The sequence below is a fragment of the Intestinirhabdus alba genome (genome assembly GCF_009711095.1).
In the GTDB taxonomy this organism is placed as follows: Bacteria; Pseudomonadota; Gammaproteobacteria; order Enterobacterales; family Enterobacteriaceae; genus Intestinirhabdus; species Intestinirhabdus alba.
Map to the genome: position 1 here is coordinate 1 of NZ_WMJZ01000003.1, position 24,959 is coordinate 24,959.

The following is a 24,959-nucleotide window of genomic DNA, read 5'->3' on the forward strand; positions in this document are numbered from 1 at the left end:
CAGGAGCGCAGCGCAGAGCAGCTGGCGAACGTCGCCCGCGGTGGCTACGTGCTGAAAGATTGCGCGGGGCAGCCGGAGCTGATCTTCATCGCCACCGGCTCCGAGGTTGAGCTGGCGGTAGCCGCCTGGGAAAAACTGTCTGCCGAAGGGGTGAAGGCGCGGGTGGTGTCGATGCCGTCCACCGATGTGTTCGACAGGCAGGATGCGGCGTACCGTGAATCCGTGCTGCCGAAAGCGGTTTCCGCGCGGGTGGCGGTGGAGGCCGGTATCGCGGACTACTGGTACAGGTACGTGGGGCTGAACGGCGCGGTGGTGGGAATGCACACCTTCGGCGAATCCGCCCCGGCGGAGCTGCTGTTTAAGGAGTTTGGCTTCACCGTGGAAAATGTGGTGGCAAAAGCCAGAGCGCTGCTGTAACCGCCAGCGGGAAAACACAGGGTCGCTCAGGCGGCCCTTTTTAATTTGTTAACCAGGCTCAATAGAATAATCCGTCCGAAGAACCGCCAAAAAAATGTGATCCACATCAGATAATCACGCTCATGGTCTGGACAATTATTCCTTTTATACCGCGTTTCGCTTATTCTGGCTGAACCGTTTCAGTTGATTGAATGCTCGACAATTCAACAAACAGTCGCAGTTTGCGACAGGCGAGGTTTTCCTGAACCGGACGCTGGATTACTCTGTCAGCCATTATCGGAGTTGGGAAAGCCTTGCAGGAGATTTATGACCGTACGTGTAGCGATTAATGGCTTTGGGCGTATCGGGCGTAACGTGGTTCGCGCGCTCTATGAATCCGGACGCCGGGCGGAGATCGCCGTGGTGGCGATCAACGAGCTGGCGGATGCCGCAGGTATGGCTCACCTATTGAAATATGACACCAGCCACGGCCGTTTTGCATGGGACGTTAGCCAGCAGCGTGAACGGCTCCTCGTCGGCGACGATGCGATTCGCCTTCTGCACGAGCCGACCCTGGAAGCGCTGCCGTGGCGCGAGCTTGGCGTTGACGTGGTGCTGGACTGTACCGGCGTTTACGGCAGCCGCCAGCACGGCGAGGCGCATATCGCCGCCGGGGCGAAGAAAGTGCTTTTTTCCCATCCCGGCGACAGCGATCTCGATGCCACCGTGGTGTTCGGCGTCAACCAGCATCGGCTGCGCCCGGAAGATCGCATCGTTTCCAACGCCTCATGTACGACAAACTGCATCATCCCCGTCATCAAATTGTTAGATGATGCCTACGGCATTGAGTCGGGCACCGTGACGACGATCCATTCCGCGATGCACGATCAGCAGGTGATCGATGCTTATCATCCGGATCTGCGGCGCACGCGGGCGGCCAGCCAGTCGATCATTCCGGTGGATACCCGGCTGGCGGCGGGGATCGCCCGGGTTTTCCCGCAGTTCAGCGATTGCTTTGAGGCCATTGCGGTGCGCGTACCTACCATAAATGTGACGGCGATCGACCTGAGCGTGACGGTGATGAAACCCGTAAAAGCCCATGAAGTCAACGACTTGCTCCAAAAGGCGGCACAAGATACATTTCATGGTATAGTTGACTATACGGAATTACCGTTGGTCTCGATAGATTTTAACCACGATCCGCACAGCGCTATTGTTGATGGTACCCAAACCCGGGTCAGCGGCGCGCATCTGATCAAGACTCTGGTCTGGTGTGATAATGAATGGGGCTTTGCTAACCGAATGCTCGACACGACGTTAGCAATGGCCGCAATTGGTTTCAGGTAGGGCGCATATGTGCCTGCAAAATATTAAGAATCATTGAGAGGATTCACCATGTCTGTAATTAAGATGACCGATCTGGATCTTGCCGGGAAACGTGTTTTCATCCGGGCGGATCTGAACGTGCCTGTTAAAGAGGGGAAAGTAACCAGCGACGCGCGTATCCGCGCCTCTCTGCCGACCATCGAACTGGCCCTGAAGCAGGGTGCGAAAGTGATGGTCACCTCCCACCTGGGGCGTCCGACCGAAGGCGAATACAACGAAGAATTCTCTCTGCAGCCGGTTGTTAATTACCTGAAAGACAAACTGTCTAACCCGGTTCGCCTGGTGAAAGATTACCTGGACGGCGTGGAAGTCGCCGACGGCGAGCTGGTGGTGCTGGAAAACGTTCGTTTTAATAAAGGCGAGAAGAAAGACGACGAGATGCTGTCCAAAAAATACGCCGCGCTGTGCGACGTCTTCGTTATGGACGCCTTCGGCACCGCGCATCGCGCGCAGGCCTCCACCCATGGTATCGGCAAGTTTGCCGACGTCGCCTGCGCAGGCCCGCTGCTGGCCGCCGAGCTGGACGCGCTGGGTAAAGCGCTGAAGGAGCCTGCTCGCCCGATGGTCGCTATTGTCGGCGGCTCTAAAGTTTCCACCAAGCTGACCGTGCTGGACTCTCTGTCCAAAATTGCCGATCAGCTGATCGTCGGCGGCGGCATCGCCAACACCTTCATCGCCGCACAGGGCCACGACGTGGGCAAATCCCTGTACGAAGCGGATCTGGTCGACGAGGCCAAACGCCTGCTGACCACCTGCGATATTCCGGTCCCGACCGACGTTCGCGTGGCAACCGAGTTTTCGGAAACCGCCGCAGCGACGCTGAAGTCCGTTAACGACGTGAAAAGCGACGAGCAGATCCTCGATATCGGCGATGTTTCCGCTGAGAAGCTGGCTGACATTCTGAAAAATGCCAAAACCATTCTGTGGAACGGCCCGGTGGGCGTGTTTGAGTTCCCGAACTTCCGTAAAGGCACCGAAATCGTGGCGAACGCCATTGCCGACAGCGAAGCGTTCTCCATCGCCGGCGGCGGCGATACCCTGGCGGCAATCGATCTGTTTGGCATTGCTGATAAAATTTCCTACATTTCCACTGGCGGCGGCGCATTCCTCGAATTTGTAGAAGGCAAAGTGCTGCCCGCAGTCGCGATGCTCGAAGAGCGCGCTAAGCAGTAAGCTTTAATCGGGCAGGGTAACCTGCCCGTTGCTTTGTATGCGAACTTCAACTCTCCGCGCATCATCCTTCAGGCTGCGGCAGGTTGGCAGCTGAGCGAGTCCCGTACCTGACCTCCGTCAGCGACCGGGGCAGCCGCCCGCAAGGGCAAATCTCATGGATGAGACGGGTATTTCAGCTGCCGGCGCAGAGGCGGGCTGGATGATGAGGCGTATAACGGCCGAAGATACAGGACTACGTAACATGTCTAAAATTTTTGATTTCGTAAAACCTGGCGTAATCACTGGTGATGACGTTCAGAAAGTGTTTCAGGTAGCAAAAGAAAACAACTTTGCACTGCCTGCGGTTAACTGCGTCGGCACTGATTCCATCAACGCCGTTCTGGAAACCGCTGCAAAAGTGAAAGCGCCGGTCATTATTCAGTTTTCCAACGGTGGGGCCTCCTTCATCGCCGGTAAAGGCGTGAAAAGCGATGTGCCGCAGGGCGCGGCGATCCTCGGCGCGATCTCCGGCGCGCACCACGTGCATCAGATGGCCGAACACTACGGTGTTCCGGTGATCCTGCACACCGACCACTGCGCGAAGAAGCTGCTGCCGTGGATCGATGGCCTGCTGGACGCGGGTGAAAAACACTTTGCCGCCACCGGCAAGCCGCTGTTCTCTTCCCACATGATTGACCTGTCCGAAGAGCCCCTGCACGAAAATATTGAGATCTGCTCGAAGTACCTGGCCCGGATGGCCAAAATCGACATGACCCTGGAGATTGAGCTGGGCTGCACCGGCGGTGAAGAGGACGGCGTCGACAACAGCCACATGGACGCTTCCGCACTGTATACCCAGCCGGAGGACGTGGATTACGCCTATACCGAGCTGAGCAAAATCAGCCCGCGTTTTACCATCGCGGCCTCCTTCGGCAACGTACACGGCGTTTACAAGCCGGGTAACGTGGTGCTGACCCCGACCATCCTGCGCGATTCCCAGGAGTATGTTTCTAAGAAACATAACCTGCCGCACAACAGCCTGAACTTCGTCTTCCATGGCGGCTCCGGCTCGACGGCTCAGGAGATCAAGGACTCCGTTAGCTACGGCGTAGTAAAAATGAACATCGACACCGACACCCAGTGGGCGACCTGGGAAGGCGTGCTGAAATACTACAAAGATAATGAAGCGTATCTGCAGGGCCAGCTGGGCAACCCGAAAGGGGAAGATCAGCCGAACAAGAAATATTACGATCCGCGCGTATGGCTGCGTGCAGGCCAGGTAACGATGATTGCCCGCCTGGAAAAAGCCTTTACCGAACTGAACGCTATTGACGTTCTGTAATCGGGGCGATGGCTGTGAAAAAAGGCTTCCTGCGGGAAGCCTTTTTTTCAGCGCGGAACGGCGCGGCGGCCCGCCCTGCCGCCGTTGAACCGCGGTCGGAAGCGGGGGAAAATGGCGCATTTCCCGCTTGTTGTTTACCTTTAACGGGGTTCGCTTTTGTATTTTGTTATCTACCCTAAATAATTCGAGTTGCATGACAAAACGCAGCGCGTTTTGAACAGCCGCAGGCTGTCTCTCATTAGTCCCCGGGAGCTTACTGAGGTAAGTGACCGGGGTGGGCGACAAACCTGCCTGGAGCAGATTTGAACGCCGCTGGCGGCGGCCCTTCAGGGTGAGGCCCCAGGGCCGAATAAAGCCAACGCACATGCAACCTGAAGTATGACGGGTATAACCAGAGGATGAAGAATGAATGAGTTAAACGTTGTCGGCAGCATTAATGGAGCAGGCTCCTGGCTGGTGCATAATCAGGCGCTGCTGCTAAGTTACGCCGTCAACATCGTCGCGGCTATTGCCATTGTCATTGGTGGGGTGATTGCGGCGCGTATTGTTTCCAACGGTATTCACCGGGTGATGCGGGCGCGGCACATCGACGCCACCGTCGCTGACTTTCTCGCCGCGCTGGTGCGCTATGCGGTTATCGCCTTTACGCTGATTGCTGCGCTAGGCCGCGTGGGCGTGCAGACCGCCTCGGTGATCGCCGTACTCGGGGCAGCCGGTCTGGCGGTGGGGCTGGCGCTGCAGGGCTCTCTGTCCAACCTGGCGGCCGGCGTGCTGCTGGTGGTGTTCCGTCCGTTCCGCGCGGGGGAGTATGTCGATCTTGGGGGAGTGGCGGGCACGGTGCTGAACGTGCAGATTTTCTCCACCACCCTGCGCAGCGCGGACGGTAAAATCGTTGTGATCCCGAACGGTAAAATTATCGGCGGCAATATTATTAACTTTTCCCGCGAGCCGGTACGCCGCAATGAGTTCGTTATCGGGGTCGCCTATGATTCTGATATCGATCGGGTGAAAGCGATTCTGACCGGGATTATCCAGTCCGACGAGCGTATTCTGAAAGACCGCGAAATGACGGTTCGCCTGAACGAGCTGGGGGCCTCATCAATCAACTTCGTGGTGCGCGTCTGGAGCAACAGCGGCGACTTGCAAAACGTCTACTGGGATGTGCTGGAACGCATTAAACGTGAATTTGACGCCGCGGGCATCAGCTTCCCGTACCCGCAGATGGACGTGAACCTCCGTCGCCTGCCCGAACAGACCGAATAACCCGCCCGAAGCCCGGCCCGCGACGCGGCGGGCCGGCACCGCCGCCTGGCGAACCGCTGTATTAATTTTCCTTATTGGTGATTAATATTATCCATTTCCGCTAATAACTACCCCGCGCTATAGTCAGCGCTCAAAAAATTTTCGGGATAAACAGCGTGTTAGCCTATTATTTTCAGGGCCTTGTGTTTGGTGCGGCCTTAATTCTTCCTCTCGGCCCGCAAAATGCGTTTGTGATGAATCAGGGGATACGTCGTCAATATCATCTTACCGTCGCGCTGCTCTGCGCCATCAGCGATCTGCTGCTGATTTGCGGGGGGGTTTTTGGTGGGAGCGCGCTGTTAATGCAGTCGTCGTGTCTGCTGGCGCTGGTAACCTGGGGCGGAGTGGCATTTTTGTTATGGTACGGCTTCGGCGCGTTTAAAACGGCAATGAGCAGCAGCCTGGCGCTGGTCAGCGCCGGAGAGGTAAGGCAGGGGCGCTGGAAAATTATCGTCACTATGCTGGCGGTCACCTGGCTGAATCCGCACGTCTATCTGGATACCTTTGTGGTGCTGGGCAGCATCGGAGGGCAGCTTGCCCCGGATCCAAAGCGCTGGTTTGCGCTGGGCACCATCAGCGCCTCATTTATCTGGTTCTTCGGCCTGGCGCTGCTGGCCGCCTGGCTGGCACCGCGTCTGCGGACGGTAAAGGCTCAGAGAACCATTAATCTGCTGGTTGGCGCGGTGATGTGGTTTATCGCGATTGGGCTGGCAAAAGAAGGGATCGGTCACGTTCACGCCCTGTTTAATCAGGCGTAGTCCGATAGACTTTGCGCCAATAAGCGTTAAGATTGCCTGCAGGTGCCCCGACGGTGCGGGCGATGAACGCAACATGGAGGAACAGCAGTGAAGTTCAAAGTGATGGCCCTGGCGGCATTAGTGGGATTCAGCGCAATGTCGGTCCAGGCAAGCGAACTGCCTGACGGACCGCACATCGTGACTTCCGGTACGGCAAGCGTGGATGCAACCCCAGATATGGCCACCCTGGCAATTGAGGTTAACGTGGCGGCGAAGGATGCGGTGACCGCCAAGAAGCAGGCCGACGAGCGCGTTGCGCAATACCTCTCCTTCCTTGAGCAAAACCAGATAGCGAAAAAGGATATCAGCTCCGCCAATCTGCGCACCCAGCCGGACTACGACTACCAGAATGGCAAAAGCGTTCTGAAAGGCTACCGGGCGCTGCGCACCGTCGAGGTGACGCTGCATCAGCTCGACAAGCTTAACTCGCTGCTGGACGGCGCGCTGAAGGCCGGGTTAAATGAGATCCGCGCGGTGACGCTGGGCGTAGCGCAGCCGGATGCCTATAAGGACAAGGCGCGCAAGGCGGCCATTAACGACGCCATTCATCAGGCTGAACAGCTGGCGGCAGGCTTTAACAGCCGGCTTGGTCCGGTTTACAGCGTGCGCTACCACGTTTCAAACTACCAGCCGAGCCCAATGATCCGTATGCTGAAAAGCCCTGCGCCGGCGTCGGCGGCCTCCGCCGAGGAGACCTACGAGCAGTCGACCATTCAGTTTGACGATCAGGTGGACGTGGTGTTCCAGCTGGAGCCGAAGACGAGCCAGGGGCAACAGCCCGCGGCCGACAAGGCGCAGTGACCTGTTAAAAAGCCGGACAGCGTTCCGGCTTTTTTAATGCATCCCCGCCGGGAAGGCCGGGATTAATCCTGCCGTAAAACCCGGTGCCCAAACGCCAGCAGCGCGTCGGTGACGCTGCGCATCATGCGGCTCTCCGGAGCGAAGCGGTGCCAGTAGAGCATCCGGCGCTGGAACAGGCCGGGGGTCAAATCGATCAGCTCGCCGCTTTTCAGTTCTTTCTCAATCTGCAGATGCGGGATCATACAGCAGGTGGTGCCCTGGCGCGCCAGCTGCACAAAGGCTTCTGAAGAGTTAACGATATGGCAGGGGACGCTACCCGGCGGCAGGTCGAAGTTCTGCTGCAGGAAAGCCTGGTGCATATCGTCCAGATGATCAAAGGCCACTGCGGGGGCCTTCAACAGCGCGGAGCGGGTAACGCCATTGGGAAAGTAGCGCCCGGCAAAGGCTTTCGAGCCGACGAACAGATAGTCGAGCGCACCGAGCTTGTCCACCAGGCAGCTCGGCAGCGCCTGATGCTGAATGCTGACCGCGCCAACCACCTCGCCGCGGCGCAGACGCTCCTGGGTGCGGGTCTCATCTTCCACCTGCAGATTGAGGCGGATAGGGGAGTCGGCCAGCACCGGGGCAAGGGCTGGGAGCAGCCAGGTCGCCAGGCTGTCGGCGTTAACCGCCAGCGACAGCAGCAGCGGAGTGGAGCCAGTCTGTTCATCGCCCAGCCACTCCTCCTCCAGCAGCTCCACCTGGCGCAGCAGCGCCAGCAGCTTCTGTCCCTGCTCGGTGGGGCGCGGCGGCACGGTGCGCACCAGCAGCGGCTGTCCGAACATGTTTTCAAGCTGTTTAATGCGCTGTGAGACGGCGGATTGCGTGATGCATAGCTTCTGCGCGGCGCGCTCAAATCCTCGTTCACGGATAACCGCATCCAGCGCCTGCAGCGTTCTGTAGTCCGGACGTTTCATTACTCTGACCTGCTCCTGATATTTTTTTCCTGTTCTGCACTATGACATAAATTTACGCGAGGTACAGACCCAATCCATCGTCTGCAGGCGGGGGCGACGCGCTTTTTACCGACGACGACGACGCGGGTTCTGCGGCGTCCGGGTTAAATTCGCGAATGAGCGGCGGCCAATGCCTGTGCAACCCGACGGATGGCGGGTATATATACCCGTCATACTTCAGGCTGCATGTGTGTTGGCTACGGGTTACTCGTCTCATCCATGAGACGGGCCGCCGCTGCGCGGCGTTCAAATCTGCTCCCGACAGATTTGTCATTCGCCCCGGTCACCGTGTTCGCTATGCTCCCGGGGATAAATGAGGGACATCCCTGTCCCTCGCTTGCCGCCTTCCTGCAACTCGAATTATTTAGGGTATAATGCGCCGGAATTTTACATCATTACAGGCGAAACGATCATGACGCAGGATGAACTGAAAAAAGCGGTTGGCTGGGCGGCACTCCAGTATGTACAGCCCGGAACCATTGTGGGCGTGGGCACCGGCTCAACGGCCGCACACTTTATTGACGCGCTGGGCACAATAAAAGATCGGATTGAAGGCGCGGTTTCCAGCTCGGAGGCTTCGACGGCAAAACTTACCCGCCTCGGCATCCCTGTGTTTGATCTTAACGACGTGGACAGCCTCGGCGTTTATGTGGACGGCGCGGATGAAATCAACGGCCAGATGCAGATGATCAAGGGCGGCGGCGCGGCGCTGACCCGCGAGAAGATTATCGCCTCCGTCGCGAAGACCTTTGTCTGTATCGCCGATGCCTCTAAAGAGGTGGCTATCCTCGGCGGTTTCCCGCTGCCGGTGGAGGTGATCCCGATGGCGCGCAGCGCGGTGGCGCGCCAGCTGGTGAAGCTGGGCGGTCGTCCGGAGTATCGTCAGGGGGTGATTACCGATAATGGCAACGCGATCCTGGACGTGCATGGAATGGAGATTCTCGATCCGGTAGCGATGGAAAATGCCATCAACGCCATTCCGGGCGTCGTCACCGTCGGCCTGTTTGCCAACCGTGGCGCGGATGTGGCGCTGATCGGTACCCCGGAAGGCGTGAAAACCATCAAAAAATAATCCGCAGGGGAGCGCGTCTCCCCTGTAAATTTTTTTACCGGGCATATTTAGTGATATGTATCACATTTGTGCCTCTGCCCTGTCGATCCATTCAGATAAAAAGTTATCTCCAGTATTTTACTCTGCTACTTGCTGCGGAATCGCCCGGCCCTGGCCGGGGGTGGCAGGGTTCATATTGCCGCAATCATTTTTTTTGATATGTTGAAAGGCGGACGCGAATCCATACACAACATAACAAAACAACAAAATACAGGGTCAGGAAATGGCAAAGGTATCGCTGGAGAAAGACAAAATAAAATTTCTGCTGGTTGAGGGCGTGCACCAAAAGGCGCTGGAAAGCCTGCGTGCCGCAGGTTATACCAACATCGAATATCATAAGGGCGCGCTGGACGCCGCGCAGCTGAAAGCGTCGATCCGCGACGCCCACTTTATTGGCCTGCGCTCCCGTACCCATCTGACCGAAGAGATTATCAATGCGGCGGAAAAGCTGGTGGCTATCGGCTGTTTCTGCATCGGCACCAACCAGGTGGACCTGAACGCGGCGGCAAAGCGCGGCATTCCGGTATTCAACGCCCCGTTCTCTAACACTCGCTCGGTGGCCGAGCTGGTGATTGGCGAGCTGCTGCTGTTGCTGCGCGGCGTGCCTGAGGCCAACGCCAAAGCGCATCGCGGGGTGTGGAACAAGGTGGCGGCGGGCTCTTTTGAAGCGCGCGGCAAAAAGCTGGGAATCATCGGCTACGGCCATATCGGCACCCAGTTGGGTATTCTGGCGGAGTCGCTGGGGATGCACGTCTACTTCTACGATATTGAGAGCAAGCTACCGCTCGGTAACGCCACCCAGGTGCAGCATCTCTCCGATCTGCTGAATATGAGCGACGTGGTGAGCCTCCACGTTCCGGAAAACGCCTCCACTAAAAATATGATGGGGGCGAAAGAGATTGCGCTGATGAAGCCGGGTTCGCTGCTGATCAACGCCGCCCGCGGCACGGTGGTTGATATTCCGGCGCTGTGCGACGCGCTGGCCAGCAGGCATCTTGCGGGAGCGGCCATTGACGTCTTCCCGACCGAGCCGGCCACCAACAGCGATCCCTTTACCTCACCGCTGTGCGAGTTCGATAACGTCATCCTGACGCCGCATATCGGCGGCTCCACCCAGGAAGCACAGGAGAATATCGGTCTGGAGGTGGCAGGCAAGCTGATTAAATATTCTGATAACGGCTCCACGCTCTCCGCCGTTAACTTCCCGGAGGCGTCGCTGCCGCTGCACGGCGGTCGCCGCCTGATGCATATCCACGAAAACCGTCCCGGCGTGCTGACGTCGCTGAACCAGATTTTCGCCGAACAGGGCGTCAATATTGCCGCGCAGTATCTGCAAACCTCTGCGCAGATGGGCTACGTGGTTATTGATATCGAAGCGGAAGAGGATGTGGCGGAAAAAGCGCTGCAGGCGATGAAGTCTATCCCCGGCACCATTCGTGCCCGCCTGCTGTACTGATGGCGATGCCGGTTGAGTAGGCTACGGCCTGCTCACCACCGTTTCCGGGGGCGGTGGGCGCGAGCTATCTCACGGCCGTTCTGTAAAAAAGTGCAGTCGTAGCATATTTCTGACTGAAACCAGCACTCGATCGTCCCGTCCTCGCTAAGCCACTGAGCGAGGCTTTGGCCATGATCCAGCATGCCGCTCTGTTGCGATTGGATGCCAAATTTTTGTTGGATATCGCCTTCCGACAGCCCGAGGAAATCATTGGCGTCCAACGTCCCTAACGGCGGCATTGTCCGCTTTTCCGGCTCGCGCTGCGCCCGTTCCTTTGTCACCTGGTAGAACGTGAAGGGCAGGGTAATGATAAAAATAACGGACAGTATCAGCAGGACGCACAGCAAATAGGTCGCTGCAGCCAGCAAAAGGCATACCGGGCGAACCACCTCCCAAAGTGCGCTGATGATACTTAACATCCTTTTCATGCTTACATTCCGTTATGGGTCATGGCGCTGTCTTTCGCGCCGTGGCTTAGCCGAGGGCAATTATCCTGTACTTAGCTTGCCGCAAACGGCGGCTAAAGCCAATAGATGCCGTTGTGTCCGCAGGAGAAGGCTTTCGGCGAGCCGCGGAGCTGAACCGGCGCGCCGTTGCCCGGTGGATTCATCGGGCGGATGCTGAAAGCGGTAAGCGTTTGGGTGAAAAACAGCCGTATCGGCCGTTTGGGCGCGCTACCATTGCCAGGTTTTTGTTGGCGTAATGACCGCCGGCAGTGGGACATCCCACGGCTGCAGGGGCAGCGTGTCCACCTGCTGACAATCGTGGGCGTAGCCGACCGGCTGCAGACGATACTGCCGCCAGTTCTGCAGCGTCCGGTCGTAAAATCCACCGCCCATCCCCAGCCGTTGCCCCGTTTCGTCAAAGGCCACCAGCGGCGTCACCAGCACATCCAGCTGCGGGAGCGGCAGCACGTCGCGCACGTCCAGCTTTGGCTCGCGGATCTTCAGCCGATTCTCCAGCAGCTGGCTGTGCGGGCGATAGCGTAAAAATAACAGGTTGCCGGGGCTGAACGGGTGCAGCCTTGGCAGACAGACGCGCTTGCCCGCTTGCCAGAGCCGGTCAATAAGGGGGCGGGTATCCAGCTCGCCATCAAACGAAAGAAAGATCGCCACCGTTTGCGCCTGCAGGATCGGCGGATATTTCATCATTCGTCCGGCGGCCTGAAGGGCGTACTGCCGCTGCTGTTCCGGCGTTAACGCGCGCCGACGCTGACGGATCTGCTGGCGAATTTGCTGTCGCGAGGTCGCGGAAATGTGCGTCATATCTGCCTGCCGGGTCGCTAAGGAAGTAAGAGTACGAGGAGGCAAGTGTAATACAGGGGAGGGTAAAAACTGAACGTTGAGCAAAGGTAAAACAATAAAAAGAAGGGAATCTCCGAGATGCCGCCGCAGGCTGTAACCCTTGAACCCTTGGTTCAAGGTGAATGTGTCGTCGCAGTTTTAAGGCTTCCCGGACTGACCGGGCATGCTCACCAACCGCGGAGCGCCACATTCTTGTGGTATGAAATATCGGCTCAGGGGACTGGCCCGCTTGCAAACATCTCAGAGAATTTTTAACTTCCCGGCCACTCTACCATAGTAGGCCGAAAAGTGTTATTCAAAATTCTGGACCGGCTTTTCAGATGTGCGACCCTGATCAAGCAACGCCTGTTCAATGGTCTGTTGCAGCATCCGAATACGCTGCTCCATGCTCGCCGCATAGTCGCGGGTCTTCGCTTTTTCCTGAGTCAGTTCATAGCTGATATTCAGTGCGGCAATGAACACCAGCTGCTCAGTATTTGTGACTCTAGTGCGAACTTTCAGATCCTGCAACCGCTGATTCAGATCGTCCGCAGCCTGATTCAACGCATCCCTTTGATCGGGCGGGCAATTCACGCGAAGTGAACGGCCAAAAATTTGGATATCGACGGGTTGTGCAGACATGCCACCTTCCTGCTGATTGACTGCGCTGCCTTCGTCTCCAGACCCAGGGTCCGCGAAGGGGCGACACTATAGCTACCCTGGCGCGGAGATACAAGCCCTTTTCTGGTTCACCAGGGTCCAAAGTGGTAGCATATCATGAATATTCCTCCCAACGATGACGAATGCGCATGTCTATACAGAACGAAATGCCTGGTTACAGCGAAATGAACCAGTATTTGAACCAACAGGGAGCAGGACTGACTCCGGCCGAAATACACGGTTTAATCAGCGGGATGGTTTGCGGCGGCAACAACGACAGCTCCTGGCAGCCGCTGCTTCACGACCTCACAAATGAAGGTATGGCTTTTGGCCATGAGCTTGCTCAGGCGTTGCGCAAAATGCACGCCGCCATCAGCGATGCGCTGGAAGACGACGGCTTTCTTTTTCAGCTTTATCTGCCCGAAGGCGACGCGGTGAGCGTTTTCGATCGCGCTGACGCGCTGGCGGGCTGGGTCAACCACTTCCTGCTGGGGCTGGGCGTTACGCAGCCAAAGCTGGATAAAGTGACCGGTGAAACCGGGGAAGCGATTGACGACCTGCGCAATATTGCGCAACTGGGCTACGACGAAGACGAAGATCAGGAAGAGCTGGAGATGTCGCTCGAAGAGATCGTCGAATACGTGCGCGTCGCGGCGCTGCTCTGTCACGACACCTTTACGCGCCAGCAGCCGACCGCGCCGGAAGTGCGTAAACCTACGCTACACTAAAAAAATCAAACGTAATGGAGGCCACGCCATGACACCGCAGGAGTACCAGGGCCGCCGTCAGGCGCTGCTGGCACAGATGCCGCCCGGCAGCGCGGCGCTGATTTTCGCCGCCCCGGAAGCCACGCGCAGCGCGGACAGTGAATATCCATACCGTCAGAGCAGCGATTTCTGGTATTTCACGGGTTTTAACGAACCGGAAGCCGTGCTGGTGCTGATAAAAAGCGACGCCACCCATAATCACAGCGTGTTATTCAACCGCGTTCGCGACCTGACGGCGGAAACCTGGTTTGGCCGTCGGCTGGGGCAGGAGGCCGCGCCGAAAAAGCTGGGGGTAGACCGGGCGCTGGCCTTTAGCGAAATCAACGAGCAGCTGTACCAGTTGCTGAACGGCCTGGACACCCTTTACCACGCCCAGGGCGAATACGCCTGGGCTGACGACATCGTCTTTGCCGCGCTGGACCGACTGCGCAAAGGCGCGCGCCAGAACCTGACGGCACCGGCGGCGATGGTCGACTGGCGTCCGCTGGTGCATGAAATGCGCCTGTTCAAGTCGGTGGAAGAGATCGCCGTTCTGCGTCGGGCGGGAGAGATTAGCGCCCTCGCGCATTCGCGGGCGATGAAAGCGTGTCGTCCGGGCATGTTTGAATATCAGCTGGAAGGTGAAATTCATCACGAGTTTAACCGCCACGGCGCGCGCTATCCCTCCTATAACACCATCGTCGGCAGCGGCGCGAATGGCTGCATTCTGCACTACACCGAAAACGAAAGCGAAATGCGCGACGGCGAACTGGTGCTGATCGACGCCGGGTGCGAATATCAGGGATACGCGGGCGACATTACCCGCACCTTCCCGGTTAACGGCCGCTTTACCCCGGCCCAGCGCGAGGTTTACGAGATTGTCCTGGCGTCGCTGGAGACCGCCCTCACGCTCTACCGCCCCGGCACCTCCATTCAGGCGGTGACCGATGAGGTGGCGCACGTTATGATCCGCGGGCTGCTAAAGCTCGGCATCCTGCAGGGCGAAGTCGAACAGCTGTTTGCCGAGGGTGCCCACCGTCGCTTTTTTATGCATGGGCTGAGCCACTGGCTGGGGCTGGATGTACACGACGTGGGAGCCTACGGCAAGGATCGATCCCGGCCGCTGGCACCGGGAATGGTGCTGACCGTGGAACCGGGCCTGTACATTGCGCCGGACGCCGAAGTGCCGGAAGCGTATCGCGGTATCGGCATTCGTATTGAAGACGACATCGTGATTACCGAAAACGGCAATGAAAATCTGACCGCCAGCGTTGCCAGGAGGGCGGACGATATCGAAGCCCTGATGGCGGCGGCGCGTCGACAATGAGCGTTATCATCGTTGGCGGCGGCATGGTGGGCGCGACGCTGGCGCTGGCCATTTCGCAATTGAGCCGCGGAACGCTGCCGGTTCACCTGATTGAAGCGACGTCCCCGGAGGCGGAGGGCCATCCCGGTTTTGACGGCCGGGCGATTGCGCTGGCGGCGGGCACCTGCCGCCAGCTGGCGCGTATCGGCGTATGGCAGGCGATTGCCGACGGGGCGACCGCCATCGGCAGCGTACACGTCAGCGATAGCGGCCACGCCGGATTTGTCACCCTGGATGCGCAGGCGTATCGCATACCGGCCCTGGGTCAGGTGGTCGAGCTGCACGACGTCGGCCTGCGCCTGTTTGCGCGGCTGCGCAAGGTACCGGGTGTCACGTTGCACTGTCCGCAGCGCGTGGCGGGCGTGACGCGCACGGCGGCGTCGGTGACGGTCACCCTGGAGAGCGGCGAGGCCCTTACCGGCGACGTGCTGGTGGCCGCCGACGGCACGCGCTCCGCGCTGGCCTCCGCCTGCGGCATTGCGTGGCGGCAGGAGCCTTATAATCAGCTGGCGATTATTGCCAACGTCGCCACCTCCGTCCCCCACCGCGGGCGGGCCTTTGAACGCTTTACCGCCTCGGGGCCGCTGGCGATGCTGCCGATGTCAAAAGGGCGCAGCTCGCTGGTGTGGTGTCATCCCCTTGAGCGGCGGGAGGCGCTTCTCGCCTGGTCCGATGAACGCTTTTGCCGCGAACTGCAGGCGGCGTTCGGCTGGCGGCTGGGGCAGATTACCCAGGCGGGCAGGCGCAGCGCCTATCCGCTGTCGTTAACTTCCGCCGTCGGGACCGTGACCCACCGCACCGTGCTGGTTGGCAACGCGGCGCAGACCCTGCATCCCATCGCCGGGCAGGGCTTTAACCTCGGCCTGCGCGACGTGATGAGCCTGGCCGAAACGCTGGTCGGGGCGCAGCGCGCCGGGGAAAACGTCGGCGAGTACGCGGTGCTGGCGCGCTATCAGCAGCGTCGTCAGGCAGACCGGGAGGCCACCATTGGCGTAACGGACGGGCTGGTGCATCTGTTCGCTAACCGCTGGATGCCGCTGGTGGCCGGGCGCAACCTGGGGCTGATGGCAATGGAGCTGTTTACGCCGGCGCGCGATCGGCTGGGCCGGCAAACCCTTGGCTGGGTGGCGCGCTAAGTTCGTCGCCGCAAACCCCTTTACGCCTGCAGAGCCAGGCATCAGGAGCTGATTGTGCAAAGTGTTGATGTAGCCATTATTGGCGGAGGCATGGTGGGGCTGGCGGTAGCCTGCGGCCTGCAGGGCAGCGGGCTGCGCGTGGCCGTTCTCGAACAGCGCGTGCCGGAGCCGCTGGCGGCCGACGCTCCGCCGGCCCTGCGCGTTTCGGCGATCAACGCCGCCAGCGAGGCGTTGCTTACCCGGCTGGGCGTCTGGTCTGATGTTATTGCCGGCCGCGCCAGCTGCTATCATGGGATGGAGGTATGGGATAGAGACAGCTTTGGCCGCATCACCTTTGACGGTCGAAGCCTGGGCTACAGCCACCTTGGATACATCATTGAAAACGCGGCGATCCACTCGGCGCTGTGGCAAAAGGCGCAGCGCGACCCTGATATCACGCTGCTGGCTCCGGCGGAGCTGCAGCAGGTAGCCTGGGGGGAAAACGAGGTTTTCCTTAGCTTAAAAGAGGGTGCGATGCTGACCGCGCGCCTGGTGGTCGGTGCCGACGGTGCCAACTCCTGGCTGCGCGACAAGGCGGATATCCCGCTAACCTTCTGGGATTACCGCCACCACGCGCTGGTGGCAACGGTACGCACCGAAGAGGCGCACGGTGCCGTCGCCCGCCAGGCCTTTCACGGCGATGGCATTCTCGCGTTTCTGCCCCTCGCCGATCCCCACTGCTGCTCTATCGTCTGGTCCCTTGCCCCCCAGGAGGCAGAGCGGATGCAGCAGGCGGACGACGAGACGTTCAACAGGGCGCTGAACATCGCCTTTGATAATCGGCTGGGTCTGTGCCGGGTTGAGGGCGAGCGGCAGACGTTCCCGCTGACCGGGCGCTACGCCCGACGGTTTGCCGCCTCTCGTCTGGCGCTGGTGGGCGACGCCGCCCATACCATCCATCCGCTGGCGGGGCAGGGGGTTAACCTCGGCTTTATGGATGCCGCCGGTCTGGTCGGCGAGCTGCGGCGGCTGCAGCGGCAGGGTAAAGATATCGGGCAGTATCTCTATCTGCGCCGCTACGAGCGCAGCCGTAAGCACAGCGCCGCGCTGATGCTGGCGGGGATGCAGGGCTTTCACGATCTGTTTGCCGGTGCGAATCCGGCGAAAAAGCTGCTGCGCGATATCGGCCTGAAGCTGGCCGACACGCTTCCCGGCGTCAAGCCACGGCTTATTCGTCAGGCGATGGGGTTGAGCGATCTGCCGGAGTGGCTTCGCTGATCTTCGCCGTGCCGGGTGTGCTTTCGCGCGGTCTCTGGTCAGGATCGCCTGGCCGGAGCCGGGCGACGTTTCCCGCTCTGCGGAAGCGGTCGATGTGGTGTTTGAGACTTTGAATTTGGTCACGTTTTTTCCCTTCGCCCGGCGTTCAACGGGGTATCCCTCAACTGAAAAAATCTAATTTCACGCTCATTTTTGCATTAATTTTTCTTATGTTGTGATTTTTTCGTTGCGTTAAATTTAACGTTTTTTCCACATTATCTGCGGTTGTCCAGCTTTGCTTTCACGTTTTACCTGTTTTTTAACGTCATTGAAGCGGTTTTGCACAACGTTTTATGCTGGCCCTAAGTCAGGGATTTTTAGCGATAAAATAATTTGATGATGATTCCCTCCTTATGGTTTAGCGTCAGTTTCGGTGGTAAGTTCAGAAAAAAGAGAGCGTTTGCGTCGCGGTCCGGAACCGGCCGTGATGCCGGGCTTCGTAGTGACGTTTTTACCTGAAAATAAAGGGCTATCAGCCCCACTTATGCAAAGAGGACAAGATGGCACAACAGACTCCCTTATATGAACAACATACGCTCTGCGGCGCGCGTATGGTTGATTTTCACGGCTGGATGATGCCGCTGCATTATGGTTCGCAGCTTGACGAGCACCACGCCGTGCGCACCGATGCCGGCATGTTTGACGTGTCGCATATGACCATCGTCGATCTGCGCGGCGACCGCTGCCGGGCGTTTTTACGTTACCTGCTGGCGAACGACGTGGCGAAGCTCACCTCGCCCGGTAAAGCCCTTTATACCGGTATGCTTAACGCCTCGGGCGGGGTGATTGACGACCTGATCGTGTATTACTTCACTGAGGATTTTTTCCGCCTCGTTGTTAATTCCGCCACCCGCGAAAAAGACCTCGCCTGGATCGTCCAGCACGCAGAACCTTACGCCATCGATATCACCGTGCGTGACGATCTGTCGCTGATTGCGGTGCAGGGGCCTGAGGCCCGGGCGAAAGCTGGCTCTCTGTTCAACGACGAGCAGCGTCGGGCGGTTGAGGGGATGAAACCGTTCTTCGGCGTTCAGGCGGGGGAGCTGTTTATTGCCACCACCGGCTATACCGGGGAAGCGGGCTATGAAATCGCCCTGCCCAACGAGAAGGCGGCGGACTTCTGGCGGGCGCTGGTGGAGGCGGGCGTTAAGCCGTGCGGACTCGGGGCGCGTGATACCCTGCGGCTGGAAGCGGGGATGAACCTCTACGGGCAGGAGATGGATGAGAGCGTTTCGCCGCTGGCGGCCAATATGGGCTGGACTATCGCCTGGGAGCCGGCGGACCGCGACTTCATCGGCCGGGAAGCGCTGGAGCAGCAGCGTGAGAAGGGGACTGAACGGCTGGTTGGTCTGGTGATGACCGAGAAGGGCGTTCTGCGCGGCGAGCTGCCGGTGCGCTTCACCGACGCTCAGGGCAACCTGCGGGAGGGCGTTATCACCAGCGGCTCGTTCTCACCTACGCTGGGCTACAGCATTGCGCTGGCGCGGGTGCCGGAGGGCATCGGCGAGACGGCCATTGTGCAGATCCGCAACCGCGAAATGCCGGTAAAAGTAACCAAACCTGTTTTTGTGCGTAACGGCAAGGCCGTTGCGTGATCCATCCTTTTCGGGAGATTGAGTGATGAGCAACGTACCAGCAGAACTGAAATACAGCAAAGAGCATGAATGGCTGCGCAAAGAGGCGGATGGGTCTTACACCGTCGGCATTACCGAGCATGCCCAGGAGTTGTTGGGCGATATGGTTTTTGTTGACCTGCCGGAGGTGGGGAAGCGCGTCAGCGCGGGTGACGACTGCGCGGTTGCCGAGTCCGTAAAGGCGGCGTCCGATATTTATGCGCCGATCGGCGGCGAGATCGTGGCGATTAACGAAGCGCTGAACGACTCTCCGGAGCTGATCAACAGCGAGCCCTACGCCGGCGGCTGGATCTTTAAAATCAAAGCCAGCGATGAAAGCGAGCTGGGTTCGCTGCTGGATGCCGACGCATACGAAGCCCTGCTGGAAGATGAATAAACACGCTTCCTGACTTCACGTTGCGGACGAGGGCTTTTCCGCTCTCCGGCCGCAACGTGAATCATCCGACGTATTCAGATTATCCAGGACATCGACGTTTCACCGCACCTTTCAGGAACCATCGCCATGACACAGACGCTAAGCCAGCTGGAAAACAGCGGCGCATTCATTGAACGCCATATCGGACCGGACCCCGCGCAGCAGCAAGAGATGCTGAAGGCGGTGGGGGCCGAGTCGTTAAACGCGCTGATCGGCCAGATCGTACCACCGGATATTCATCTGCCAGCCCCGCCGCAGGTGGGCGAGGCGGCCAGCGAGTACGCCGCGCTGGCGGAGCTAAAGGCCATCGCCGGCCGCAACCGCTGCTTCACGTCATACATTGGCATGGGCTACGCGGCGGCGCAGCTGCCGCCGGTGATCCTGCGCAACATGCTGGAAAACCCGGGCTGGTACACCGCCTATACGCCCTATCAGCCGGAGGTTTCCCAGGGGCGGCTGGAAGCGCTGCTGAACTTCCAGCAGGTGACGCTGGATCTGACCGGGCTGGATATCGCCTCCGCTTCGCTGCTTGATGAGGCCACCGCCGCCGCCGAGGCGATGGCGATGGCAAAACGTGTGAGCAAGCTAAAAAACGCCGGCCGCTTTTTTGTGGCTTCTGACGTCCATCCGCAAACCCTGGACGTGGTGCGCACCCGTGCGGAGACCTTCGGCTTTGAGGTCATTGTCGATGAGGCCGCAAAGGCGCTGGAGCATCAGGATCTGTTCGGCGTACTGCTTCAGCAGGTCGGCACCACCGGCGAGATACACGACTACGGCACGCTGATTAGCGAGCTGAAGGCGCGCAAAATTATTGTCAGCGTCGCCGCCGATTTTATGGCGCTGGTGCTGCTGACAGCGCCGGGTAAACAGGGGGCGGATATCGTGTTCGGCTCCGCCCAGCGCTTCGGCGTGCCGATGGGCTACGGCGGCCCGCACGCGGCGTTCTTTGCCGCAAAAGATGAGTTCAAACGCTCTATGCCGGGGCGCATTATCGGCGTTTCGAAGGATGCGGCGGGCAATACCGCGCTGCGCATGGCGATGCAGACCCGCGAGCAGCATATCCGCCGTGAGAAAGCGAACTCTAATATCTGTACTTCTCAGGTGCTGTTGGCCAATATTGCCAGCCTGTATGCGGTATACCACGGCCCGGTCGGCCTGAAGCGTATCGCCAGCCGCATTCATCGCCTGACTGATATTCTGGCCGCCGGGCTGCGGCAGAAGGGGATGAAGCTGCGCCATGCGTACTTCTTCGATACCCTGTGCGTGGAGGTGACTGACAAGGCCGCCGTGCTGGCGCGCGCGGAAGCGGCGGAGATTAACCTGCGCAGCGACCTTTATAACGCGGTGGGCATCACGCTTGATGAGACCACCACCCGGGAAAACGTGCTGCAGCTGTTCAGCGTGCTGCTGGGAGAGGGACACGGCCTGGATATTGACGCGCTGGATAAAGAGGTGGCGCACGACAGCCGCACCATTCAGCAGCCTATGCTGCGCGACGACGCCATTCTCAGCCATCCGGTATTTAACCTCTATCACAGCGAAACCGAGATGATGCGCTACATGCACGCTCTGGAACGCAAGGATCTGGCCCTCAACCAGGCGATGATCCCGCTCGGCTCCTGCACCATGAAGCTGAACGCGGCCGCTGAGATGATCCCCATCACCTGGCCGGAATTTGCCGGGCTACATCCGTTCTGTCCGCCGGAGCAGGCGGAAGGCTACCAGCAGATGATTAACCAGCTTGCCGACTGGCTGGTGAAGCTGACCGGCTACGACGCCGTCTGTATGCAGCCGAACTCCGGCGCGCAGGGCGAATATGCGGGGCTGCTGGCGATCCGTCGCTACCATGAAAGCCGTAACGAAGGGCATCGTGATATCTGCCTGATCCCGGCCTCCGCCCACGGCACCAACCCGGCTTCCGCCCAGATGGCGGGAATGCAGGTGGTGGTGGTGGCCTGCGATAAAAACGGCAATATAGATCTTGCGGACCTGGGTATGAAAGCCGAACAGGCGGGAAATCAGCTCTCCTGCATTATGGTGACCTATCCCTCCACCCACGGCGTATATGAAGAGACCATCCGTGAAGTGTGCGAGATTGTTCACCGCTTCGGCGGCCAGGTCTATCTCGACGGCGCGAATATGAACGCCCAGGTTGGCATCACCTCGCCGGGCTTTATCGGCGCGGACGTGTCGCACCTTAACCTGCATAAAACCTTCTGCATTCCGCACGGCGGCGGCGGCCCAGGCATGGGACCCATCGGCGTGAAGGCGCACCTTGCGCCGTTCGTGCCGGGCCATAGCGTGGTGCAAATCGAGGGGATGCTGACCCGCCAGGGAGCGGTATCCGCCGCGCCGTTCGGCAGCGCGTCGATTCTGCCTATCAGCTGGATGTACATCCGCATGATGGGCGCGCAGGGGCTGAAGCAGGCCAGCCAGATAGCGATTCTTAACGCCAACTATATTGCCAGCCGCCTGAAAGGGGCATATCCGGTGCTTTATACCGGCCGCGACGGCCGGGTGGCGCACGAGTGCATCCTCGATATCCGTCCGCTGAAGGAGGAGAGCGGCATCAGCGAGCTGGATATCGCCAAGCGCCTGATTGATTATGGTTTCCATGCGCCGACCATGTCGTTCCCGGTGGCGGGCACTCTGATGGTGGAACCCACGGAGTCGGAAGGTAAGGCGGAGCTGGATCGCTTTATCGATGCAATGCTGGCGATCCGCGCGGAAATCGACCGCGTGAAGGCGGGCGAGTGGCCGCTGGAGGATAATCCGCTGGTTAACGCTCCGCACACCCAGAGCGAGCTGGTGGCCGAGTGGAACCACGCCTACAGCCGTGACGTTGCGGTGTTCCCGGCGGGGGCGGCGAATAAATACTGGCCGACGGTGAAGCGCCTTGATGATGTCTACGGCGATCGTAACCTGTTCTGCTCCTGCGTGCCGATGAGCGACTATTCGTAGCCGGCAGACACCGCTATCTTTATAAAGGCGCTTCGGCACCTTTGAGACTGATGACAGACCCCAGGCCGAACTCGTTCGGCCATAATCACTACAAAAATAAACAAGGAAAATCAATCCATTGATTTTCGGCTGCTAACCACAAAGAGGGGAAAACCATGTTTTTTCCCTCTTTGTCATCAACCTGAAAGGCGCTTCGGCGTCTTTACTTTTGGGCGTAGAACTATGGTCATAGCGCTGACTACGGGCGGAAGCCGCGGCGTCGGATGCACTCCCCATTGCCGGTTTCCGGGACGGTTTCTTACCCGGGGCGGGTACGGCCTTAAAATTGCAGGTATACTCCCCGCATCATTTATCGGTTTCGGAAACGAAGATGGCAAAACTTACCTTACAAGAGCAATTGCTGAAGGCTGGGTTAGTGTCCAGCAAAAAGATGGACAAGGTTCAGAGAACGGCCAGGAAATCGCGGGTTCAGGCCCGTGAGGCAAGAGAGGCCGTGGAGGAAAACAAAAAGGCGCAGCTGGAGCGGGATAAGCTGCTTAGCGAACAGCAAAAACAGGCGGCGTTATCTAAAGAGTACAAGGCCCAGGTCAAGCAACTGATTGAAATGAACAGAATTGATATTTCACGAGGCGACATTGGCTTTAATTTTACCGATGGCAACGTCATTAAGAAGCTAAACGTAGATAAGCTAACCCACGCGCAGCTTATTAGCGGCCGTCTCGCCATTGCCTGCCTGATGGCTGATGGCGGCAGTGAGAAAGAGTATGCCGTTATCCCGGCGAGCGTCGCCGATAAAATTGCGCAGCGGGATGCAAGCAGCATTGTGTTGAATAGCGCGCTGAGTCAGGAAGAAGAGGATGAAGACGATCCCTACGCTGATTTCAAGGTCCCTGACGATCTGATGTGGTAATCAGCGGGCACGGGCGTTGGGAGCCCCGGCGCTTCTGTTTTTGCCGAACGAGGGCAGGGCGGATGCCACCGCCGGTGGGTTCAACAAACCGCTTGCCCGAAGCGTTCGCCGGGCGGCGTATGGTGGTCTGCCCTGCGCCCGGCCGTTACAGGGAGAAGCGCCGGACGCTCGCTTAAAGCGTTTCGCCGTTGCTGGCGATAACCGCCTTGTACCAGTGAAAGCTTTTCTTACGCGAGCGCGACATATCGCCGGAGCCGTCATCGTGACGGTTGACGTAAATAAAGCCGTAACGCTTGCTGTACTGCCCGGTAGTAAAGGAGACGCAGTCGATGCAGCCCCAGGGGGTATAGCCCATCAATTCCACGCCGTCGTAGGTCACCGCTTTTATCATTTCCGCAATATGCGCGCGCAGATAGTCGATGCGGTAGTCGTCATTGATGCTGCCGTCCTCCTCCACCTTGTCATACGCGCCGAAGCCGTTCTCCACGATAAACAGCGGCTTCTGATAGCGTTCATATAGTTCGCACAGCGAGTACCGCAGGCCCACCGGATCGATCTGCCAGCCCCAGTCGGAGGCGCTGACGTGCGGATTCGGCACGCTGCCCTCAAAGCCGGAAATCGCATCGCCGCTGCCGCCTTCGGCCTTCACCGCGTTGGTCATGTAGTAGCTGAAGCCGAGATAATCGCAGGTGCCGTCGCGCAGGATCTGCTCATCGCCATCCTCCATCCGGATGGTGAAGCCGCGGCGCTGCCATTCACTTAGCACGTAGGACGGGTAGTAGCCGCGCAGCTGCACGTCGGTAAAAACATAGCGTTCGCGCATCGATTCCTGGGCGAACATCACATCTTCCGGCTTACAGGAGTAGGGATAGAGGGCGACCATCGCCAGCATACAGCCAACCTTCATCTCTGGATTGATGCGCCGCGCCGCCTGCACCGCCAGCGCGCTGGCGACAAACTGGTGGTGCAGCACCTGGTACATGGTTTGCTCCGGATTGTCATGCCTGGTATAGACCACTCCGGAGCAGCAGTAACCAAACAGCGGCGCGCGCCAGTTGCGCTGGTTGTTGATCTCGTTGAAGGTCATCCAGTATTTGACCTTGTGCTTGTAGCGCTCGAACACCACCTCCGCAAAGCGCACAAAGAAATCGACCACTTTACGGCTGGTCCAGCCGCCGTACTGCTGCACCAGATGCAGCGGCATTTCAAAGTGAGAAAGGGTGATGACCGGCTCGATGTTATATTTCAGCAGCTCGTCGAACATCTCGTCGTAGAACTTCAGCCCCTCTTCGTTAGGCTGGGTTTCGTCGCCCTGGGGAAAGATGCGCGTCCAGGCAATGGAGGTACGGAAGCACCTGAAGCCCATTTCGGCAAACAGCTTAATGTCTTCTTTATAGCGGCTATAAAAATCCACGGCCTCATGATTCGGGTAGTATTTACCCGGCTCAACCTGCCGGGTAATTTCACGCGGGACGCCGTGCGCGCCGCCGGTCAGTACGTCGCAAATACTTGGCCCTTTGCCGCCCCGGTTCCAGCCGCCTTCAACCTGGTGGGCGGCCACCGCGCCGCCCCATAAAAAATTGTCCGCTAAGGTGAGTTTTTTCATTTGCGTTGGCTCCAGGTGATTTATTAATTGTTTTTGAGTCTAACAAATGAAAAATAAATGTCATGATATACCCGTTATACTTCAGGCGGCATATGCGTTGGCTTCTGGTTACTCGTCTCATCCATGAGACTCGCCCTGACGGGCCGCCGCTGCGCGGCGTTCAAATCTG

General features: G+C 58.8%; 22 protein-coding genes and 1 other RNA gene. 17 read left to right on the forward strand and 6 right to left on the reverse strand.

The genetic code is table 11. The features are described 5' to 3' along the window. The 7 genes from GJV78_RS02820 to GJV78_RS02850 all read left to right on the forward strand — a co-directional run. Positions 1-417, forward strand: a 417-nt coding sequence (locus GJV78_RS02820; RefSeq protein ID WP_330998775.1) for a transketolase-like TK C-terminal-containing protein, incomplete at its 5' end; no start/stop codon positions are given. Positions 418-723: 306 nt separating this feature from the next. Next, positions 724-1,743, forward strand: coding sequence for an erythrose-4-phosphate dehydrogenase (gene epd, locus GJV78_RS02825; RefSeq protein WP_155106905.1), 1,020 nt, complete (start codon positions 724-726; stop codon positions 1,741-1,743). A 48-nt stretch (positions 1,744-1,791) separates the two neighbouring features. Continuing rightward, positions 1,792-2,955, forward strand: coding sequence for a phosphoglycerate kinase (gene pgk, locus GJV78_RS02830; RefSeq protein WP_155106906.1), 1,164 nt, complete (start codon positions 1,792-1,794; stop codon positions 2,953-2,955). Positions 2,956-3,196: 241 nt separating this feature from the next. Further along, positions 3,197-4,276: a class II fructose-bisphosphate aldolase gene (gene fbaA / locus GJV78_RS02835; RefSeq protein WP_155106907.1), complete on the forward strand. Its 1,080-nt coding sequence runs from the start codon at positions 3,197-3,199 to the stop codon at positions 4,274-4,276. A 405-nt stretch (positions 4,277-4,681) separates the two neighbouring features. After that, positions 4,682-5,539, forward strand: a complete 858-nt coding sequence (locus tag GJV78_RS02840) for a small-conductance mechanosensitive channel MscS (RefSeq protein WP_155106908.1) — start codon at positions 4,682-4,684, stop codon at positions 5,537-5,539. A 155-nt stretch (positions 5,540-5,694) separates the two neighbouring features. Next, complete coding sequence (gene argO / locus GJV78_RS02845; protein ID WP_167519338.1) at positions 5,695-6,336, forward strand: arginine exporter ArgO; 642 nt, start codon at positions 5,695-5,697, stop codon at positions 6,334-6,336. An 87-nt stretch (positions 6,337-6,423) separates the two neighbouring features. Beyond that, positions 6,424-7,176 carry an oxidative stress defense protein gene (locus tag GJV78_RS02850; protein ID WP_167519339.1) on the forward strand — a complete coding sequence of 251 codons (753 nt, stop codon included), beginning with the start codon at positions 6,424-6,426 and terminating at the stop codon, positions 7,174-7,176. Between the two features lie 62 nt (positions 7,177-7,238). Here GJV78_RS02850 and argP read toward each other — a convergent pair whose 3' ends face one another. After that, positions 7,239-8,132 (reverse strand): DNA-binding transcriptional regulator ArgP, encoded by an 894-nt coding sequence (gene argP, locus GJV78_RS02855; protein WP_155106909.1) that lies wholly within the window; start codon positions 8,130-8,132, stop codon positions 7,239-7,241. Between the two features lie 451 nt (positions 8,133-8,583). Here argP and rpiA point away from each other — a divergent pair, with 451 nt between their 5' ends. Further along, complete coding sequence (rpiA, locus tag GJV78_RS02860; RefSeq protein WP_155106910.1) at positions 8,584-9,243, forward strand: ribose-5-phosphate isomerase RpiA; 660 nt, start codon at positions 8,584-8,586, stop codon at positions 9,241-9,243. A gap of 262 nt (positions 9,244-9,505) precedes the next feature. Continuing rightward, on the forward strand, positions 9,506-10,738 hold the full coding sequence (serA, locus tag GJV78_RS02865) for a phosphoglycerate dehydrogenase (RefSeq protein WP_155106911.1): 1,233 nt from the start codon (positions 9,506-9,508) through the stop codon (positions 10,736-10,738). 32 nt (positions 10,739-10,770) lie between these two features. Here the strand turns inward: serA and GJV78_RS02870 are convergent, their stop codons facing one another. The 4 genes from GJV78_RS02870 to zapA form a co-directional block, all read right to left on the reverse strand. Next, positions 10,771-11,205, reverse strand: a complete 435-nt coding sequence (locus GJV78_RS02870) for a hypothetical protein (protein WP_155106912.1) — start codon at positions 11,203-11,205, stop codon at positions 10,771-10,773. A gap of 246 nt (positions 11,206-11,451) precedes the next feature. Next, positions 11,452-12,042 carry a 5-formyltetrahydrofolate cyclo-ligase gene (locus GJV78_RS02875; protein WP_155106913.1) on the reverse strand — a complete coding sequence of 197 codons (591 nt, stop codon included), beginning with the start codon at positions 12,040-12,042 and terminating at the stop codon, positions 11,452-11,454. A 105-nt stretch (positions 12,043-12,147) separates the two neighbouring features. After that, positions 12,148-12,331, reverse strand: a non-coding RNA gene (ssrS, locus tag GJV78_RS02880) — 6S RNA. Positions 12,332-12,372: 41 nt separating this feature from the next. Further along, on the reverse strand, positions 12,373-12,702 hold the full coding sequence (gene zapA / locus GJV78_RS02885) for a cell division protein ZapA (RefSeq protein WP_155106914.1): 330 nt from the start codon (positions 12,700-12,702) through the stop codon (positions 12,373-12,375). Between the two features lie 167 nt (positions 12,703-12,869). Between zapA and GJV78_RS02890 the strand changes: the two genes are divergently transcribed. The 8 genes from GJV78_RS02890 (at position 12,870) to GJV78_RS02925 (ending at position 23,184) form a co-directional block, all read left to right on the forward strand. Continuing rightward, entirely contained in the window at positions 12,870-13,448 is a 579-nt protein-coding gene (locus GJV78_RS02890) for a YecA/YgfB family protein (protein ID WP_155106915.1), read from the forward strand. Positions 13,449-13,476: 28 nt separating this feature from the next. Further along, positions 13,477-14,793 (forward strand): Xaa-Pro aminopeptidase, encoded by a 1,317-nt coding sequence (gene pepP, locus GJV78_RS02895; protein ID WP_155106916.1) that lies wholly within the window; start codon positions 13,477-13,479, stop codon positions 14,791-14,793. Then, on the forward strand, positions 14,790-15,968 hold the full coding sequence (ubiH, locus tag GJV78_RS02900) for a 2-octaprenyl-6-methoxyphenyl hydroxylase (RefSeq protein ID WP_155106917.1): 1,179 nt from the start codon (positions 14,790-14,792) through the stop codon (positions 15,966-15,968). Before pepP ends, ubiH begins: the two co-directional genes overlap by 4 nt. Before the next feature lie 54 nt (positions 15,969-16,022). After that, positions 16,023-17,225: an FAD-dependent 2-octaprenylphenol hydroxylase gene (gene ubiI / locus GJV78_RS02905; RefSeq protein WP_167519340.1), complete on the forward strand. Its 1,203-nt coding sequence runs from the start codon at positions 16,023-16,025 to the stop codon at positions 17,223-17,225. Positions 17,226-17,764: 539 nt separating this feature from the next. Next, positions 17,765-18,859, forward strand: coding sequence for a glycine cleavage system aminomethyltransferase GcvT (gene gcvT / locus GJV78_RS02910; protein WP_155106918.1), 1,095 nt, complete (start codon positions 17,765-17,767; stop codon positions 18,857-18,859). 25 nt (positions 18,860-18,884) lie between these two features. Continuing rightward, complete coding sequence (gcvH, locus tag GJV78_RS02915) at positions 18,885-19,274, forward strand: glycine cleavage system protein GcvH (protein ID WP_155106919.1); 390 nt, start codon at positions 18,885-18,887, stop codon at positions 19,272-19,274. A 126-nt stretch (positions 19,275-19,400) separates the two neighbouring features. After that, on the forward strand, positions 19,401-22,274 hold the full coding sequence (gene gcvP / locus GJV78_RS02920) for an aminomethyl-transferring glycine dehydrogenase (RefSeq protein WP_155106920.1): 2,874 nt from the start codon (positions 19,401-19,403) through the stop codon (positions 22,272-22,274). A 370-nt stretch (positions 22,275-22,644) separates the two neighbouring features. Then, positions 22,645-23,184 (forward strand): DUF2058 domain-containing protein, encoded by a 540-nt coding sequence (locus GJV78_RS02925; RefSeq protein ID WP_155106921.1) that lies wholly within the window; start codon positions 22,645-22,647, stop codon positions 23,182-23,184. 172 nt (positions 23,185-23,356) lie between these two features. On the opposite strand, the gene GJV78_RS02930 is transcribed toward GJV78_RS02925, so the two are convergent. Continuing rightward, positions 23,357-24,790 carry a 6-phospho-beta-glucosidase gene (locus GJV78_RS02930; protein WP_155106922.1) on the reverse strand — a complete coding sequence of 478 codons (1,434 nt, stop codon included), beginning with the start codon at positions 24,788-24,790 and terminating at the stop codon, positions 23,357-23,359. Positions 24,791-24,959: the final 169 nt, after the last annotated feature.